Origin of the sequence: Rhodoplanes roseus (assembly GCF_003258865.1) — a bacterium.
Classification (GTDB): Bacteria; Pseudomonadota; Alphaproteobacteria; order Rhizobiales; family Xanthobacteraceae; genus Rhodoplanes; species Rhodoplanes roseus.
The window spans coordinates 1-14,857 of sequence record NZ_NPEX01000035.1; the positions used below are offsets into that span (position 1 = coordinate 1).

Consider the following 14,857-nt stretch of genomic DNA (forward strand, 5'->3'; position numbering starts at 1 on the left):
TGGCGCCGGAGGGCGACGGCACACGACTCGCCTACGAGTTCGAGGCCGAGGTCGGCGGCAAGGTCGCCGCCGTCGGCGGCCGCCTGCTCGACTCGGCGACGCGGCTGATCATCCGCGAGTTCTTCGAGGCTTTGGGCCGCCGTGCCGGCGGGCCGAGCGCGCAAGTCTCGTGGTGGCGCCGCTGGTTCCGGAGGCGCGCATGAAGCCCGCGCGGTTCGACTATGTCCGCGCCGAGACGCTCGCCGAGGCGCATGCCGTGCTCGCCGAGAGCGGCGGCGAGGCGCGTGTGCTGGCGGGCGGGCAGTCGCTGATGCCGATGCTGTCGATGCGGCTGGCCCGTCCGAATATTCTGGTCGACATCATGCGCATCCCCGGCCTCGCGGAGATCGCCGTGGAGGGCGGCGTGCTGCGCGTCGGCGCCCGCATCACCCAGGCGCAGCTTCTCGCGTGGCCGGATCTTTCGACGCGCCTGCCGTTGCTCGCCGCCGCCCTGCCCTGGGTCGGCCACGCCCAGACCCGCAGCAGCGGCACGGTGTGCGGCTCGGTCGCGCATGCCGATCCCAGCGCCGAGATCCCGCTGGCGCTGCTGGCGCTCGGCGGCGAGGTCGAGCTGTCGTCGCGGAAGACGCGGCGGCGCGTCGCGGCGCAAGACTTCTTCGTCGGGACGATGAGCACGGCGCGCCGTGACGACGAGCTGATCGAGGCGGTGCGGTTTCCGCTGAAGACGCCGGGAGACGGTTTCGCGTTCCGCGAGGTCGGGCGCCGGCACGGCGACTTCGCCATCGTGTCGGTCGCAGTGCTGGTCCGCGGCGACACGGTGCGGGTGGCGATCGGCGGCGTCGCCGACCGCCCGCAGGCTCGCGATTTTCGCACGCTCGACGGGGCCGCACTGGCCGATGCACTCGACCAGTTCGCCTGGAGCCTGGAGGCGCGCGACGACCTGCACGCCACCGCCCGCTATCGCCGCGACCTGGTGCGCAGCTTCGGCCGCGACGTGATCGAGGAGGCCCGCCGATGCCGCGGCTGACCGGCGACGCCCGCCACCGCGTTCGCTTCACGCTCAACGGCGCCGCCGTCGAGGGCGAGGCGGAGCCGCGCATGCTGCTCAGCGACTTCCTGCGCCATGTGCTCGGCATGACCGGCACCCATGTCGGCTGCGAGCACGGCGTGTGCGGCGCCTGCACGATCGAGATCGATGGCGTCCCGGCGCGCGCCTGCCTGAAGCTCGCGGTTCAAGTGGAGGGTGCGCGGCTGCGCACCGTCGAGGGCCTGGCGCCCGCCCCGGACCGCCTCTCGGTGCTGCAGGCCGCCTTCCGGCGTCACCACGCGCTGCAATGCGGCTTCTGCACGCCCGGCATCCTGATGTCGCTCGACAGTCTCTTGCGCGAGCGTCGCGACGCCGACGAGGCGGCGATCCGCGAGCATCTGTCCGGTCATCTGTGCCGCTGCACCGGCTACGCCCCGATCATCGCCGCCGCGCTCGACGCGGCCGCGACCCTGCGAGGAGCCTCCTGATGCTCGATCTCGGCACCAGCTTCGTCGCCAGCGTCGCCCGCGACCCGGACGCGCTGGCGATCGTCGATGGACCGGTGCGGCTGACCTACACGGAGTGGTACGGAAAGATCTCGGCGGTCGTCGCCGGGCTCGACCGGCTCGGCCTGAGGCCGGGGGACCGGCTGGTCACGGCGCTGCAGAACCGCTGGGAGGCCGCGACGCTGCACTGGGCTTGCCAGCTCGCCGGCATCGTGATCACGCCGGTCAACTGGCGCGCCACCGCGCAAGAGCTCGACTTCTGCATCGGCGATGCCGAGGCGGCGGCCGTCGTCTATCAGGACGCGTCGGCCGACGCCGTCGCCGGATCGCGCGCGGCGGCCGCGTGCCGGCGGATGTCGGTCGGCGTGCCCGGGGCCGATGCGGTGCCGTTCGAGCAGCTCGTCGCCATGGCAGCCGCTCCGGTGCTTCCGCGGGCCGACGCCGAAGCATGGTCCGTGATGCTCTACACGTCCGGCACCACGGCGGCGCCCAAGGGCGTGCCGCGCCGCCAGCGCGCCGAACGTGCCGCCGCGGTCGCTCACGTGGCGCAGAACCTCTACGGCCAGCACGAGCGCACGCTCGGCGTCATGCCGCTCTATCACACCATGGGGGTGCGTTCGCTGCTCGCGATGTCGGTGATCGGCGGCACCTTCGTCTGCCTGCCGCGCTTCGAGCCGGCCCGCGCCGTCGAGCTGATCGCGGCCGAACGGATCACCAATCTGTATCTGGTGCCGACCCTCTATCACGACCTCGTCCGCCATCCGGCCTTCTCGCCGCGGGCCGTGGCGCCGGTGAAGAAGATTGGCTTCGCCGGTGCCGCCATGACGGACGGACTCTTGAAGGAGCTCACGGCCGCGTTCCGGCCGGAGCTGTTCGTCAATCACTACGGATCGTCGGAGATCTACACCTTCACGATCGACCAGAACGCGCCGGCGAAGCCCGGATCCGCCGGCCGCGCCGGGATCAACCAGATGGTCCGCGTCGTGACGCTCGGTGCCGCCTCGCCCGACGACGTCGCGCCGGTCGGCCAGGAGGGCGAGATCGTCGCGCTGCTGGCCGGCGACGAATCGTTCGAGGGCTACTGGCGCCGCCCGGACGCCGACGCCAAGGCGCTGCGCCAGGGCTGGTATTTTACGGGTGACACCGGCTACGTCGACGCCGACGGGGATCTGTTCGTCACCGGGCGGGTCGACGACATGATCATCACGGGCGGCGAGAACGTGTCGCCGCTGGAGATCGAGAGCTGCCTGTCGCTGCATCCGGCCGTGCTGGAGGTCGCCGTGGTCGGCCTGCCGGACGAGCGCTGGGGCAGGATCGTCACCGCCTTCGTCAAGCGCCGGTCGCCGGTCGAGGCCGACGAGCTCGACGCCTATTGCCGAAGCTCCGGCCTCGCCGCCTACAAGCGGCCGCGCCGCTTCGTCTTCGTCGACGCCATTCCGAAATCGCCGGTGGGAAAGCTCCTGCGCCGTCGCCTGATCGCCGGCGACTACGACCCCGAGCAGTCTCACGGCATCAACAAGGGAACCGCCGCATGACGTCCTACACCTTCGCCGATCCGAGGCTCGCGACCCTCGACGGATTCCGGGTCGAGCTCGACGCCGCGCGCGAGCGCGCCGATCTCGTGCTCGACCGTCCGCCCCTCAACGTCATCACCATGCCGCAGCGCGATCAGATCCGCCTGGTCTTCGAGGCGCTGGACGAGGACGATCGCGTCCGCGTCATCGTGCTGCGCGCCATCGGCGAGCATTTCTCCTCGGGCGGCAACATCAAGGGCTTCCTGGAGGCCTCGCCCGAGACGGTGTCGAAGCTCGCCTGGAACATGGCGGCGCCGGCGCGCTGCTCCAAGCCGGTGATCGCGGCCAATCGCGGCTTCTGCTTCGGGGTCGGATTCGAGATCTCGCTCGCCTGCGATTTCCGCCTGGTCTCGGAGACCGCCCAGTACGCGCTGCCGGAGCAGAAGCTCGGGCAGATCCCGGGCTCGGGCGGCTCGGCGCGGCTGCAGAAGATGGTCGGCATCACCCGCACCAAGGACATCGTGATGCGCTCGCGCCGCATCCCGGCCAGGCAGGCCTACGAGTGGGGCGTCGCCACCGAATGCGTCCCGGACGACAAGCTCGAGGCGGCGACAGACGCGCTGGTCGACGAGCTGCGCGCCTTCTCGCCGCTCGCCCAGCGCACCGCCAAGAAGCTTCTGAACGACACCGAGGACTCGACGCTGTCGATCGCCATCGAGCTGGAAGGCCACTGCTACAGCCGCCTGCGCAATTCCGACGATTTTCGCGAGGGCGTCGAGGCGTTCCACTCCAAGCGTGCGGCGAAGTTCAGGGGCTCGTGAGAACGGCTCCGCACCGCAGCCTCGTCATGCCCGGGCTCGTCCCGGGCATCCACGAAACGGGGCCGCGACAGGCAAGACGTAAACGGCCGGGACGAGCCCGGCCGTGACGGAAGCCGGAACACCGGATCGAAGAGACAAGAAAACGGAAACGCCACAGGAGATTGCCATGACGTCGACACTGCGACTGCTCTCTGCCTTGCTGGCCGGAACCGCGGCCATCGCGGCGACACCCGCGCTCGCGGCCGATCCGATCAAGATCGGCGTGGTGACGCCGCTGTCCGGCACCTATGCGGGCATCGGCCAGCAGGTGCGCTGGGGCCTCGAGCTCGCCGCCACGGAGGTCAACGCCGCCGGCGGCATCATGGGCCGGCCGGTGGAGCTCTCCTTCGAGGACGAGGAGGCGAATCCCTCGGTCGCCGTGCAGAAGGCCGAGAAGCTCTTCCAGGTGAACAAGGTCGATTTCCTCACCGGAACCGTGAACTCGGGATCGACGCTGGCCGTGGGCCAGCTCGCCGAGCGCGCCGGCAAGCTGATCGCCACCACGGTGTCGTTCGCCGACTCGATCACGGCCGACAAGTGCTCGCCCAACGTCTTCCGCGTCAACGCGCGCGCCGGCCAGCAGTCGGCGGCGCTGGCCTCCTGGCTCGCCAAGGAGAAGCCGCAGGCCAAGGTGTTCTATCTCGGTCCCGACTACGAGATGGGCCGTTCCACCGTCGCGGCGTTCCGCTCCAATGTCGATCGCGTCGGCGGGTCGAGCCTCGGCGAGGTGTTCGCGCCGCTCGACAGCAAGGACTACACGCAGTATTTCGGCCAGATTCGCGCGACCCGCCCACAAGTCCTGTACACCTCGGTCGCCGGCACCGACACGGTGCGGCTGTTCACCCAGCTCCAGGAGTTCGGTCTCCTCGGCAACATCACCGTGCTGGGCGCTTCCGGCACCGTGACGGCGCAGAACATCGGCGCCATCGGCAAGGCCGCCGACGGCTTCGTCACCGGCGTCGGCTACTCGGCCGAGATCGCCACGCCGGAGAACAAGCGCTTCGTCGAAGCGTTCAAGGCGGCGGCCAAGACCGACCCGGATCTCTACGGCGCCGACTCCTACGGGCTCATCTTCGCCTACAAGGCCGCGGTGGAGAAAGCCGGATCGACCGACACCGACAAGGTGCGCGAGGCGCTGCGCGGCCTGACATGGAAGACGCCGCAGGGCGAGAAGACACTCCGGGCCGGCGACCACCAGGCCGAGCAAACCATGTATGTCGTCCGCGTCGCCGGCGGCCAGTTCAAGATCGTCAGCGAGATCCCCGGCCCCGACGCCATCGGCGCCGACACCTGCACGAAGTTCTAGCCCCCTTCTCGTCATGCCCGGCCTTGTGCCGGGCATCCACGGCGCGACCGAAGGCCGCGGAAAGACGTGGATGGCCGGGACAAGCCCGGCCATGACGGAAGCAGGGGACCCGTCGATAATAACGCCCCGGAGGCCCGATGGCCGTGCTCGACTATCTGCAGTTCGTGCTGGCGCCCCAGATGGTGACCGGGCTGGCGCTCGGCGTCGCCGTGGTGCTGGTCGCGCTCGGGCTCACCATCATCTTCGGGCTGCTCGACGTGATCAACATGTCGCACGGCGAGTTTTACGCGCTCGGCGCCTTCGTGGCGCTGGCGCTTGGCTCGATCGGGCTGCCGTTCTGGCTGCTGCTGATCCTGGTGCCGCTGGCGCTGCTGCCGATCGGCTACATGGTCGAGCGCGGCCTGATCCAGCGCGTCTTCCATGGCGGCGACCGCCACGTGACCACGCTGCTGCTCACCTTCGGGCTCGGCCTGGTCATCGAGGACGTGCTCAAGCTCGCCTTCGGCCCCAACCCGCACCGCCCCGAGACGCCAATCTCCGGCGGCGTCGAGCTCTTGGGCGTGTTCGTGCCGAACTACCGGCTCTTTCTGATCATCGCCGGCGCCGTGGTGATCGCCGCGGTCGCCGCCGTGGTGTACCGCACCAGGCTCGGCGCCATGGTGCGGGCTGCCGCCTACGATCGCCACATGGCCGCCTCGCTCGGCGTGCCGGTGAAGCAGGTCTATGCCGGCGCCTTCGCGTTCGGAGTGGCGCTCGCCGGCCTCGCCGGCGTGCTGCTCGCGCCGATCTACTCGGTGTTCCCCACCATGGGGCGCGACTTCATCCTGCTCGCCTTCACGGTGGTGATCGTCGGCGGCATGGGCTCGATCGCCGGCGCTGTGGTGGCCGGCCTGTTCCTCACCCAGGTGCAGGCGATCGCCTCGCTCTACATCTCTCCGGTGTGGACCGACCCGATCGTCTTCGGAATCATGGTGGTGATGCTGATGGTGCGGCCGCAGGGCCTGTTCGGCCGGCTCGGCCATGCGTGAGCCCGCCCCCACCGAGACGCCGGCGCCGGCGCGCGATCCGCTCACCACGGCGATGCGGGCGAGCCATGTGCTGGCCGGCGTGCTGGTCGTCGGGGCGCTCGCCTTCGCCGCCTTCGGCGCCGCGGTCGGCGACACCTTCTATCTGCGGCTGGCCACCGAGGCGCTGATCTTCGCCGGCCTGGCGCTCGCCGTGGACATCCTGCTCGGCTACACGGGCCTGCTGTCGCTCGGCCAGGCACTCTATTTCGGCCTCGGCGCCTATGTGTCGGCCCTGACCCTGATGGCGGTGCCGTCGTTCTGGGCGGCGTTCGGCGCGGCGCTCCTGGCCGGCACCGTGGTCGGACTGGTCGGCGGCGTCATCGCCAATCGGGTGCGCGGCGTCTACTTCGCGCTGATCACGTTCGGCATGGCCCAGGTGGTCGGCAAGGTCGTCTACAACACCCGCGCGCTCGGCGCCTCCGACGGACTGATCGGCGTGCCGGTGGTCGATATCGGCTTCGGCCCGTGGTCGTTCTCCAGCGCCTCGCCGGCCGGGCTGTTCCTGTTCGTGCTCGGCTACGTGATGGTGCTGTACGCCGTCGCCGCCTACATTCTCGACACGCCGCTCGGCCGGCTGCTGATCGCCATGCGTGCGAACGAGGGACGCGTCGCGTTCCTGGGGTATCGCCCGGTCACGGCCCGGCTGATCGCCTATGTGATCGCCGCCGTGGTGGCGTCGCTCTCCGGCGCGCTCTATCCGATGCTGCGTGGCTTCGTGTCGCCCGAGCTCCTGTTCTTCACCACCTCGGGCAATGCCGTCATCACGGTGATCACGGGCGGCGCCGGCACGCTTGTCGGTGCGCTCTACGGCAGCCTGCTGCTCACCGTGATCAAGTCCTATGTGGGAAGCTGGACCGAGCACCACCTCATCGTCATCGGTCTCCTGTTCATGGCCGTGGTGATCTTTCTGCCGCGCGGGCTCATCGGCCTGGTGCGGCCGAAGATCGAGCGGATGCTGTCCAGGGAGCGCAAGCCATGACGGCACACAGGAACGGCGCACCCGTGCTGGAGGTGAAGAACCTGTCGATCCGGTTCGGCGGTCTGCGCGCCGTCGACGACGTGTCCTTCACGGTCGAGCGGCAGCGCATCACCACGGTGATCGGCCCCAACGGCGCCGGCAAGTCGACGTTGTTCAATCTCGTCTCCGGCGCGTTGCGGCCGCGCGACGGACAGGTGCTGCTGGAGGGCGTCGACCTGACCGGCGCGCCGCCGCACCGGCTGCAGCGCGCCGGCCTCGCCCGCTCGTTCCAGATCACCAATCTGTTTCCCGATCTGTCGGTGTTCGAGACGCTGCGGCTCGCCTCGCAGATCCTCGAGCCCCCGCTGCGCGCCTGGCAACCGGTGCGCCGGAGCACCATCGCGATCGCCCGCGCCGGCGCACTGTTGGAGCGTTTCGATCTCGCGGCGAAGGCGGGCCACAAGGTCGCGGCGCTGTCGCACGGCGAGCAGCGCCGGTTGGAGATCGCCGTCGCGCTCGCCGGCGAGCCGAAGATCCTGCTGCTCGACGAGCCGACTCAGGGCATGAGCCACGGCGACACCGAGGAGACCGCAGCGCTGATTCGTGACCTCGCGGCCGACGTCACCGTGATGCTGATCGAGCACGACATCGGCCTAGTGATGAGCCTCTCCGACCATGTCGTCGTGATGCATCAGGGACGCGTGCTGGCCGAGGGCCCGCCCGCCGCGGTGCGGGCCGATCCGGCCGTCCAGACCGCCTATTTCGGGCACGCGTGATGCTGACTCTCACCGACATCCACACGCATTACGGCCTCAGCCACATCGTGCGCGGCGTCGATCTCGTCGCCGAGGCCGGCGAGGTGGTGGGCGTGTTCGGCCGCAACGGCGTCGGCAAGACGACGCTGCTGAAGACCATCGCCGGCTGGGTGCGGCCGAGCGCCGGCGAGATCCGGCTCGACGGCGAGCGCATCGACGGCCTGTCGTCCGACGGCATCTGCCGCCGCGGCGTCGGCTTCGTGCCGGAGGATCGCCGCATCTTCCCCGGCCTGTCGGTGGAGGAGAACCTGGCCCTCGGCTTCCTGCAGGTGCCGGGCCGCAGCGGCGCGCAGAACCGCGCCGCCCTGGAGCGCATCTATGCGCGCTTTCCCCGCCTGATGGAGCGCCGCCGCCAGACCGGCACGACGCTGTCGGGCGGCGAGCAGCAGATGCTGGCGATGGCCCGCGTGATGGTCGGCGCCCCGCGCCTGCTGCTGGTCGACGAGCCGAGCGAGGGCCTCGCACCAATGATCGTCGCCGACATCTACGCCATCATCGCCGAGCTGAAGGCGTCCGGCTGCACCATCCTGCTGGTCGAGCAGAACGTGACACAGGCGCTCGCCGTGTGCGACCGCTTCGTCGCGATCGACCGCGGTGCCGTCGTGCTGTCCGGCACCGGCGGCTCCGAGCCGGACCGCATCGCATTGATGAACACCATCGCGCTCTGAGGCATGTCCGACGACGCGATCACGCGCCGCCCTGATCGGACTAGGTCACGCCCCCGTCCGCCACGATGGTCCGACCGGTGACCCAGCCGGATTCGGCGGAGCACAGGAACAAGGCGATGCCGGCGATGTCGTCGGGCTGGCCGATACGGCCGAGCGGCGTCATCGCGACGATGCCGGGACCGCGTTCGGCCAGGATGGCGGTCGTCATCTCGGTCTCGATCACGCCGGGCGCGATGGCGTTGACCGTGATTCCCTTCGGTCCGAGCTCCTTGCTCCAGGCGTGCGTCAGCGTGACGACCGCCGCCTTCGAGGCGGAGTAGACCGAGCTGGTCGGGATCGGCCGATAGGCCAGCGCCGAGGCGACGTTGACGATGCGCCCGCCCGGCGACGGCAGGTGGGGCAGCACGGCCTGGGTGATCAGCACGGTGCCGAGCACGTTGGCGTCCAGGATCGACCGGACGAAGGCCGCGTCCATGCTGCCGAGCGGCTTGTACGGGCCGATGCCGGCGCAGTTGACCAGGATGTCGATGCGGCCGAATCGCGCCACCGTCTGTTCGACGGCTCGCGCGACCGCGGCTTCGTCGGCGAGATCGCCGGCCACCGGGAGACAGTGTCCACCCGCGGCCGTGATCTCGGCGGCGAGCGCATCGGCGGCGTCGCTGCGCGACTTGTAGCTGATCGCCACGCCGGCGCCCGCGGCGGCGAACCGGCGGGCGATGCCGGCGCCGATCCCGCGCGAGCCGCCGGTGATCAGGGCGACCTTGCCGGTCAACGAGAGTCCATCCGTCACGAGACTGTCCTTTCCATGTCGATGGTCGACCGGGCGCTCGCGATCTCCAGGATGCGGGTGCGCCATGCCGCGAGATAGGCTTCGCGCGCCGCTTGATCGACCCGCGGCGCCGCATAGGCGACGAACGGCTCGAGCGCCTGCATGCCCAGATACTCGACGACCAGACGCTGCACCGGCCACAGCACCTGGTCCAGTTCGCCGTAGACGCCGTCGCGCGAGAAGCGTTCGCGCGTTCCGCCCGAGGTCAGGCAGAGAATGCCCTTCTTGTCGGGGAAGAAGCCGCTGTCGAACCGCTTTCCGTCCGCATAGGCGAAGCCGAAGGCGAGCACGCGGTCGAACCAGCCTTTGAGAATCGCCGGCACGTTGCCCCACCAGATCGGATAGAGCCAGACGACCAGGTCGGCGCGCAGGAAGCGCTGCTGCTCGCGCACGATGTCGGGCGCGAACGTGCCGGCCGCATGGGCGTGACCCTGCTCGGTCTGGTAATGGAACCGGGTCGCATCGGCCGTCTCGACGAAGTCGTGCCGGCCGGCGACGGGGTTGAAGCCTTCGGCATAGAGGTCCGAAATTTCGACCGAATGGCCGACGCCGCGCAGCGCTTCCGCCGCGGTCGTCGTCAGCGCCGCCGTGAACGAGGTCGGCTCGGGATTGGCGTAGACCAGAAGGACGTGCATTCCTGAAGCTCTCCTGACGCTCGTGGCCGTCTCCGGTCACGCCTTCTTGCCGCGCCCGCCGAAGATGCCCTGCGGAAAGAACAGCAGCACGACGAGCAGGATCGTGAGGGCGACCACGTTCTTGTAACCGGCGCCCACCACCACGATGGCGCCGGACTGCACCACGCCGAGCAGGACGCCGCCGAGCAGTGCCGCCGGTGCGCTGCCGAAACCGCCGATGATCGCCGCGATGAAGCCGTTGGTGCCGAACGGCGCACCGACCCCGTAGGCCGTGTACTGGGTCGGTGTGATCAGGATGCCGGCCGCGGCGCCGAGCGCCGCCGAGAGCGCGAAGGACAGCATCAGCATGGCGTCCACCGGAACGCCGAGCAGCGCCGCCGCCTCGCGGTTCTGCGAGCAGGCGCGCAGCGCCCGCCCGGCCCGGGTGCGATTGAAGAAGAGCGTCAGCAGCAGCACCATCAGGGCGCCGCAGCCGAGAATCCAGAAGAGCTGGTAGCTGATCGCGATGTCGCCGATCTTCAAAGGCCCGCCGGGCGTAAAATCCGGATAAGTGCGCGGCTGGTCGCCCATGGTGAGGATGACGATCTGCTCGATCAGGAGCTGGACCGCCAGCGTCGCCAGGATGATGGCGAACAGCGGCGCCTTGCGGTTCCACATCGGCCGCACGATGGCGAGCTGGACCAGGACACCGATCCCGGCGACCGCGACGATGCTGACCAGCGCCGACACGGCGAGCGGCCAGCCGAGCTTGATCAGCATCGCATGCGTGAACATGCCGCCCAGCATGACGAAGACGCCCTGAGCGAAGTTGACGATGCCGCTGGCGTTGTAGATGACGCAGAAGCCGATGGCGATCAGGCCGTAGACGAGCCCGATGCCGACGCCGTTGACGAGACTCTGGACCAGCTCGACCAGGCTAGGCATGGGCGGCCTCCTCGGTCCCCAGATAGGCGGCGATCACGTCCGGATGGCGCTTGATCTCGTCCGGGGTGCCCTCGGCGATCTTGCAGCCGAAGTCGAGCACGGCGATGCGGTGGGCGATCCGCGTCACCAGCGCCATGTCGTGCTCGATCAACAGCACGGTGGTCCCCTTGCGGTTGAGCTCCTGGACGACCTCGGCGAGCGCATCGGTCTCGTGGGCGTTGAGCCCGGCCGCGGGCTCGTCGAGCAGCAGCAGCCGGGGCTTGGCCGCCAGCGCGCGGGCGACCTCGAGCAGGCGCTGCTGCCCGTAGGGCAGAAGCTCGGCGTCCTGGTCCGCCACGCCGGCGAGACCGACGAAGCCGAGCAGCTCTCTCGCGCGCGCGTGCACGTCCGCCTCCTGGCGGCGGAACCAGGACGGCCGCGCCAGCGCCGCCGCCACGCCTCCGCGGGTGGCGAGATGGAAGCCGACCTCGACGTTCTCGGCGACGGTCAGGCCCTTGAAGAGCTGCACGAGCTGGAAGGTCCGCACCAGGCCCTTGGCGGCGATCCGATCCTGGCGCAGCCCGGTGATCGTCTCGCCCGCGAACGCGATGGTGCCGTCGGTCGGCGGCATGAAGCCCGAGATCATGTTGAAGAAGGTCGTCTTGCCGGCGCCGTTCGGGCCGATGACGGCGAACAGGCATCCCTCCGGCACATCGAGGTCGATGCTGTTGTTGGCGGTCAGGCCGGCGAAGCGCTTGGTCAGGCGGCGGACCTCGAGGAGGGCCATGGCTCAGCTCCCCGGCTTCGGCTCGGCGGCGCGCGGCCGGCCGAGCCCGGACAGCGCCGACAGGCCCTTGGGCGCATAGACGAGCAGGCCGAGCAGGAGGAGCGCATAGGCGATGTCCTGGAAGCGGCCGGTGCTGCGCACGATCTCGGGCAGGAGCGACGCGACGATGGCGCCGATCGCCGGGCCGAGCACCGTGCCGATGCCGCCGACATAGAGCATCGTGAAGGTGACGACGACCATCTGCAGCCCGAACACCTCGGGGCTGATGAAGCCGACCACATGGGCGAACAGCGAGCCGGCCACCGAGGCGTAGAGCGCGGCGATGACGAAGGCGGCGAGCTTGTAATACGGGATGCGGATGCCGAGCGCGGCGGCGCCGGGCTCGCTGGTCGAGATCGCCCGCAGGGCACGGCCGAACCGGGAGTTGCGGAGCCGCCCCGAGACCCACAGGCCGAACACCAGGATCACCATCAGGCAGACGAGCTTCGCCCGCTCGTCCTCGACCTCGAACGGGCCGATGCCGAGCGGCGGAATTCCCGCATAGCCCATGTAGCCCTTGGTCAGGCTCTCCCACTGCACCGACACGTCGTAGGTGATGAGGCCGAGCGCGAAGGTCGCCATCGCGAGATAATGGCCGCGCAGCCGCAGGGTCGGCCAGCCGACCACCACGGCGGCAACGCCGGCGATCGCCATCGCGACCAGCAGGGCCAGCACCGGCGGCAGGCCGTACTCGACGCACAGGATGGCGGAGCCGTAGCCGCCGATCGCCGCGAAGGCGTTCTGGCCGAACGACGCCTGGCCGGTGTAGCCCATGAAGAAATTCAGCCCGACGCAGAACACGCCGTAGATCATCGCGAGCTGCATCACGGTGAGAAGATAGCCGCCTTTGACGAAGACGAAGCCGAACAACAGCGCGATCAGGACGGCGCCGCCGAGCCCGACATAACCGGTGCGGCCGAGCCAGCCGGGCGCACCGCGCCGGACCGGGCTAGTGGAAGTAGAAGCGTGCGAGGTCATGATGCGATCCGATCTCGTGAGCCGGAAGCTCGGCCCGGACGCTGCCCGACGCCAGGACGTAGACCCGCTGCGCCAGCTTGAGCGCCAGCGGGGCCTTCTGCTCGACGAGCAGGATGCCGAGGCCCTCGCGATTGAGCGCACCGAGCGCATCGAGAATGCCGGCCGCGATCCGCGGCGCGAGCCCCAGCGACGGCTCGTCCAGCATCAGCAGCTTCGGCCCCGCCATCAGCGCACGACCGACGGCCAGCATCTGCTGCTCGCCGCCCGACATCGACGCGGCGATCTGGTCGGCGCGCTGGCGCAGATTGGGAAACAGCGCGTAGACCTGCCCGAAGCGGCGCTCGACCTCGTCGGCCGCGTTGCCGAGACCGTAGGCGCCGAGCAGCAGGTTCTCGCGCACCGTCATCTCGCCGAACAGCCCGCGGCCCTCCTGGACCATCACGATGCCGAGCCGGGCGAGGTGGTGGGTCCGCAGCGTCGAGATGTCCTGTCCCCGGAAGCTGATCCGTCCCGCACCGTCGACCAGCCTGCAGATGGCGCGAAGCAGCGTCGTCTTGCCGGCGCCGTTCGGCCCCAGCACGGTGACGAACTCGCCCTCGGCGACGTGCAGGTCGACGGGCTTGAGGGCCGCCACACGGCCGTAGCTGGCCGAGAGGCCGGCGACCTCGATCAGCGCCGGCCGCGGGTCGACGTCCCGTGGCCCGGCCGGCCGCGGGTCAGCGGCCGTCATGCTTGATGGCCAGCTTGCCGTCCTTCACATAGGCGATCACATAGGGATTCCTGGTGATGCCCACGTGCTGGGTCGGCGAGAAGTCGTAGCTGGCGCCGGCGCCCACATAGGGACCGATCTTCTCGACGGCGTCGCGCACGGCAGTGCCTTCGGTGGTCTTGGCGGCCTGCATGGCCTGCGTCAGCATCAAGAGCGAATCCCAGGCGCGCGACGACATCGAGGTGTCGACCTTGCCGCCGTGCTTCGCCTTGAGCGGCGTGATGAACGCCTCGGCCGCGGCGCGGGCCTTCGGATCGGTGATCAGGCCGAGGTCGTCGATCGCCACCTGGATGATCGGCGAGGGGAACAGGTAGCGCTCGCCCAGCACCTGGCCGGCCTCGACGAGCAGGTCGCGCTCGTTGACGCTGCCGAGCAGCAGCATCTTGTCCAGCCCGAGGCTCTTGATGTTCTTGGCGACCGTGATCACCGCGTTGCCCTGGCCGATCATGATGACGGCACCGGCGCCGGCGGCGTTGATGCGGCCCATCTGGACGCTGAAGTCGGCGTCCTCCTGCTGGTAGGACTCGTTGGCGACCACCTCGATGCCGAACTCCTTGGCGTCGTCGATGGCGAACTTGCGCATCAGCGAGCCGTAGGGGCTCGGATCGCCGAGGATGCCGACCTTGCGGATGTCGGTCTTGCTCTTCAGGTACTCGTAGCGCGAGTCGACCTCGAACTTGGGCGGCGGCAGGAAGCTGAACGCCCATTTCTGCTCCTCGGCCTGCTGCGGCAGGATGGAGCACAGCATCATCGGCAGCTTGGCCCGGGTGACGAAGCTCGCGGCCGCGAAGTTGCCGGCCGAGATGCAGCCGCTGTCGAAGGCGACGACCTTGTCCTCCGACATCATCTTGCGATAGACGACGACGGCCTGCTGCGGGATCGACTTGTTGTCCTCGTGGACGAGCTGCAGCGTCTTGCCGAGCACTCCGCCCTTGGCGTTGACCGCCTCGATGGCGAGCTCGAGCCCCTCGCGCCAGTGGCCGTCGGTGATCGAGCCGTAGCCGGTGAGGCCGAGCGAGGAGCCGATCTTGATCGTATCCTGCGCGGCGGCCGGGACGACGAATGTCGCGGCGAGCGCGGCCGCGAGAACAAGGACGTGACGAGACGTCATCGCGTTTCCTCCGTTGGTTCGTTTGTTCTTTTCTGCTTTTTATGTCGATGGCCGGTCCGGCGTTGCCGGATCGGCGCGACCCGAG

17 protein-coding genes are annotated in these 14,857 nt (G+C 69.6%); 10 read left to right on the top strand and 7 right to left on the bottom strand.

Features of this window, described 5'->3' with window-relative positions:
* The 10 genes from CH341_RS07485 to CH341_RS07530 all read left to right on the top strand — a co-directional run.
* The coding region (locus CH341_RS07485; RefSeq protein WP_146604408.1) for an SRPBCC domain-containing protein at window positions 1–203 on the top strand (203 nt) is incomplete at its 5' end.
* A complete protein-coding gene (locus tag CH341_RS07490) occupies window positions 200–1,027 on the top strand; it encodes an FAD binding domain-containing protein (RefSeq protein ID WP_111418442.1) in 828 nt (275 codons plus the stop codon). The genes CH341_RS07485 and CH341_RS07490, both read left to right, overlap by 4 nt.
* Window positions 1,015–1,515 carry a (2Fe-2S)-binding protein gene (locus CH341_RS07495; RefSeq protein WP_111418410.1) on the top strand — a complete coding sequence of 167 codons (501 nt, stop codon included), beginning with the start codon at window positions 1,015–1,017 and terminating at the stop codon, window positions 1,513–1,515. The genes CH341_RS07490 and CH341_RS07495 overlap by 13 nt, the downstream gene beginning before the upstream one ends.
* The gene (locus CH341_RS07500; RefSeq protein ID WP_111418411.1) at window positions 1,515–3,068 is read left to right on the top strand and encodes an AMP-binding protein; all 1,554 of its coding nucleotides are present in this window, start codon (window positions 1,515–1,517) and stop codon (window positions 3,066–3,068) included. The genes CH341_RS07495 and CH341_RS07500 overlap by 1 nt, the downstream gene beginning before the upstream one ends.
* Window positions 3,065–3,868, top strand: a complete 804-nt coding sequence (locus tag CH341_RS07505; RefSeq protein ID WP_111418412.1) for an enoyl-CoA hydratase/isomerase family protein — start codon at window positions 3,065–3,067, stop codon at window positions 3,866–3,868. Before CH341_RS07500 ends, CH341_RS07505 begins: the two co-directional genes overlap by 4 nt.
* Before the next feature lie 166 nt (window positions 3,869–4,034).
* On the top strand, window positions 4,035–5,213 hold the full coding sequence (locus CH341_RS07510; RefSeq protein WP_111418413.1) for an ABC transporter substrate-binding protein: 1,179 nt from the start codon (window positions 4,035–4,037) through the stop codon (window positions 5,211–5,213).
* Window positions 5,214–5,350: 137 nt separating this feature from the next.
* The gene (locus tag CH341_RS07515) at window positions 5,351–6,241 is read left to right on the top strand and encodes a branched-chain amino acid ABC transporter permease (protein WP_111418414.1); all 891 of its coding nucleotides are present in this window, start codon (window positions 5,351–5,353) and stop codon (window positions 6,239–6,241) included.
* Window positions 6,234–7,259 (top strand): branched-chain amino acid ABC transporter permease, encoded by a 1,026-nt coding sequence (locus tag CH341_RS07520; RefSeq protein ID WP_111418415.1) that lies wholly within the window; start codon window positions 6,234–6,236, stop codon window positions 7,257–7,259. Before CH341_RS07515 ends, CH341_RS07520 begins: the two co-directional genes overlap by 8 nt.
* Window positions 7,256–8,014, top strand: a complete 759-nt coding sequence (locus tag CH341_RS07525; RefSeq protein ID WP_111418416.1) for an ABC transporter ATP-binding protein — start codon at window positions 7,256–7,258, stop codon at window positions 8,012–8,014. Before CH341_RS07520 ends, CH341_RS07525 begins: the two co-directional genes overlap by 4 nt.
* Complete coding sequence (locus CH341_RS07530) at window positions 8,014–8,721, top strand: ABC transporter ATP-binding protein (RefSeq protein WP_170149516.1); 708 nt, start codon at window positions 8,014–8,016, stop codon at window positions 8,719–8,721. The genes CH341_RS07525 and CH341_RS07530 overlap by 1 nt, the downstream gene beginning before the upstream one ends.
* A 40-nt stretch (window positions 8,722–8,761) precedes the next feature.
* Here the strand turns inward: CH341_RS07530 and CH341_RS07535 are convergent, their stop codons facing one another.
* From CH341_RS07535 to CH341_RS07565, 7 genes are read right to left on the bottom strand one after another with little or no spacing between them, the layout of a single operon-like run.
* Entirely contained in the window at window positions 8,762–9,511 is a 750-nt protein-coding gene (locus tag CH341_RS07535; RefSeq protein WP_245430935.1) for an SDR family NAD(P)-dependent oxidoreductase, read from the bottom strand.
* The gene (locus CH341_RS07540; protein ID WP_111418419.1) at window positions 9,508–10,185 is read right to left on the bottom strand and encodes an NAD(P)H-dependent oxidoreductase; all 678 of its coding nucleotides are present in this window, start codon (window positions 10,183–10,185) and stop codon (window positions 9,508–9,510) included. Before CH341_RS07540 ends, CH341_RS07535 begins: the two co-directional genes overlap by 4 nt.
* Before the next feature lie 36 nt (window positions 10,186–10,221).
* On the bottom strand, window positions 10,222–11,109 hold the full coding sequence (locus CH341_RS07545) for a branched-chain amino acid ABC transporter permease (RefSeq protein ID WP_111418420.1): 888 nt from the start codon (window positions 11,107–11,109) through the stop codon (window positions 10,222–10,224).
* Window positions 11,102–11,875: an ABC transporter ATP-binding protein gene (locus CH341_RS07550; protein WP_111418421.1), complete on the bottom strand. Its 774-nt coding sequence runs from the start codon at window positions 11,873–11,875 to the stop codon at window positions 11,102–11,104. The genes CH341_RS07545 and CH341_RS07550 overlap by 8 nt, the downstream gene beginning before the upstream one ends.
* A 3-nt stretch (window positions 11,876–11,878) precedes the next feature.
* Window positions 11,879–12,892: a branched-chain amino acid ABC transporter permease gene (locus tag CH341_RS07555; protein WP_111418422.1), complete on the bottom strand. Its 1,014-nt coding sequence runs from the start codon at window positions 12,890–12,892 to the stop codon at window positions 11,879–11,881.
* Window positions 12,864–13,622 carry an ABC transporter ATP-binding protein gene (locus CH341_RS07560; RefSeq protein WP_111418423.1) on the bottom strand — a complete coding sequence of 253 codons (759 nt, stop codon included), beginning with the start codon at window positions 13,620–13,622 and terminating at the stop codon, window positions 12,864–12,866. Before CH341_RS07560 ends, CH341_RS07555 begins: the two co-directional genes overlap by 29 nt.
* Complete coding sequence (locus tag CH341_RS07565) at window positions 13,609–14,772, bottom strand: ABC transporter substrate-binding protein (RefSeq protein WP_111418424.1); 1,164 nt, start codon at window positions 14,770–14,772, stop codon at window positions 13,609–13,611. Before CH341_RS07565 ends, CH341_RS07560 begins: the two co-directional genes overlap by 14 nt.
* Window positions 14,773–14,857 lie beyond the last annotated feature (85 nt).

What these genes read in the sequence shown, in the direction of transcription:
- CH341_RS07525 (WP_111418416.1), top strand. Translation starts at nt 7,256, where the DNA reads ATGACGGCACACAGGAACGGCGCACCCGTGCTGGAGGTGAAGAACCTG.
- CH341_RS07505 (WP_111418412.1), top strand. Translation starts at nt 3,065, where the DNA reads ATGACGTCCTACACCTTCGCCGATCCGAGGCTCGCGACCCTCGACGGA.
- CH341_RS07550 (WP_111418421.1), bottom strand. Translation starts at nt 11,875, where the DNA reads ATGGCCCTCCTCGAGGTCCGCCGCCTGACCAAGCGCTTCGCCGGCCTG.
- CH341_RS07530 (WP_170149516.1), top strand. Translation starts at nt 8,014, where the DNA reads ATGCTGACTCTCACCGACATCCACACGCATTACGGCCTCAGCCACATC.
- CH341_RS07490 (WP_111418442.1), top strand. Translation starts at nt 200, where the DNA reads ATGAAGCCCGCGCGGTTCGACTATGTCCGCGCCGAGACGCTCGCCGAG.
- CH341_RS07555 (WP_111418422.1), bottom strand. Translation starts at nt 12,892, where the DNA reads ATGACCTCGCACGCTTCTACTTCCACTAGCCCGGTCCGGCGCGGTGCG.
- CH341_RS07565 (WP_111418424.1), bottom strand. Translation starts at nt 14,772, where the DNA reads ATGACGTCTCGTCACGTCCTTGTTCTCGCGGCCGCGCTCGCCGCGACA.
- CH341_RS07560 (WP_111418423.1), bottom strand. Translation starts at nt 13,622, where the DNA reads ATGACGGCCGCTGACCCGCGGCCGGCCGGGCCACGGGACGTCGACCCG.
- CH341_RS07545 (WP_111418420.1), bottom strand. Translation starts at nt 11,109, where the DNA reads ATGCCTAGCCTGGTCGAGCTGGTCCAGAGTCTCGTCAACGGCGTCGGC.
- CH341_RS07500 (WP_111418411.1), top strand. Translation starts at nt 1,515, where the DNA reads ATGCTCGATCTCGGCACCAGCTTCGTCGCCAGCGTCGCCCGCGACCCG.
- CH341_RS07515 (WP_111418414.1), top strand. Translation starts at nt 5,351, where the DNA reads ATGGCCGTGCTCGACTATCTGCAGTTCGTGCTGGCGCCCCAGATGGTG.
- CH341_RS07520 (WP_111418415.1), top strand. Translation starts at nt 6,234, where the DNA reads ATGCGTGAGCCCGCCCCCACCGAGACGCCGGCGCCGGCGCGCGATCCG.
- CH341_RS07495 (WP_111418410.1), top strand. Translation starts at nt 1,015, where the DNA reads ATGCCGCGGCTGACCGGCGACGCCCGCCACCGCGTTCGCTTCACGCTC.
- CH341_RS07540 (WP_111418419.1), bottom strand. Translation starts at nt 10,185, where the DNA reads ATGCACGTCCTTCTGGTCTACGCCAATCCCGAGCCGACCTCGTTCACG.
- CH341_RS07510 (WP_111418413.1), top strand. Translation starts at nt 4,035, where the DNA reads ATGACGTCGACACTGCGACTGCTCTCTGCCTTGCTGGCCGGAACCGCG.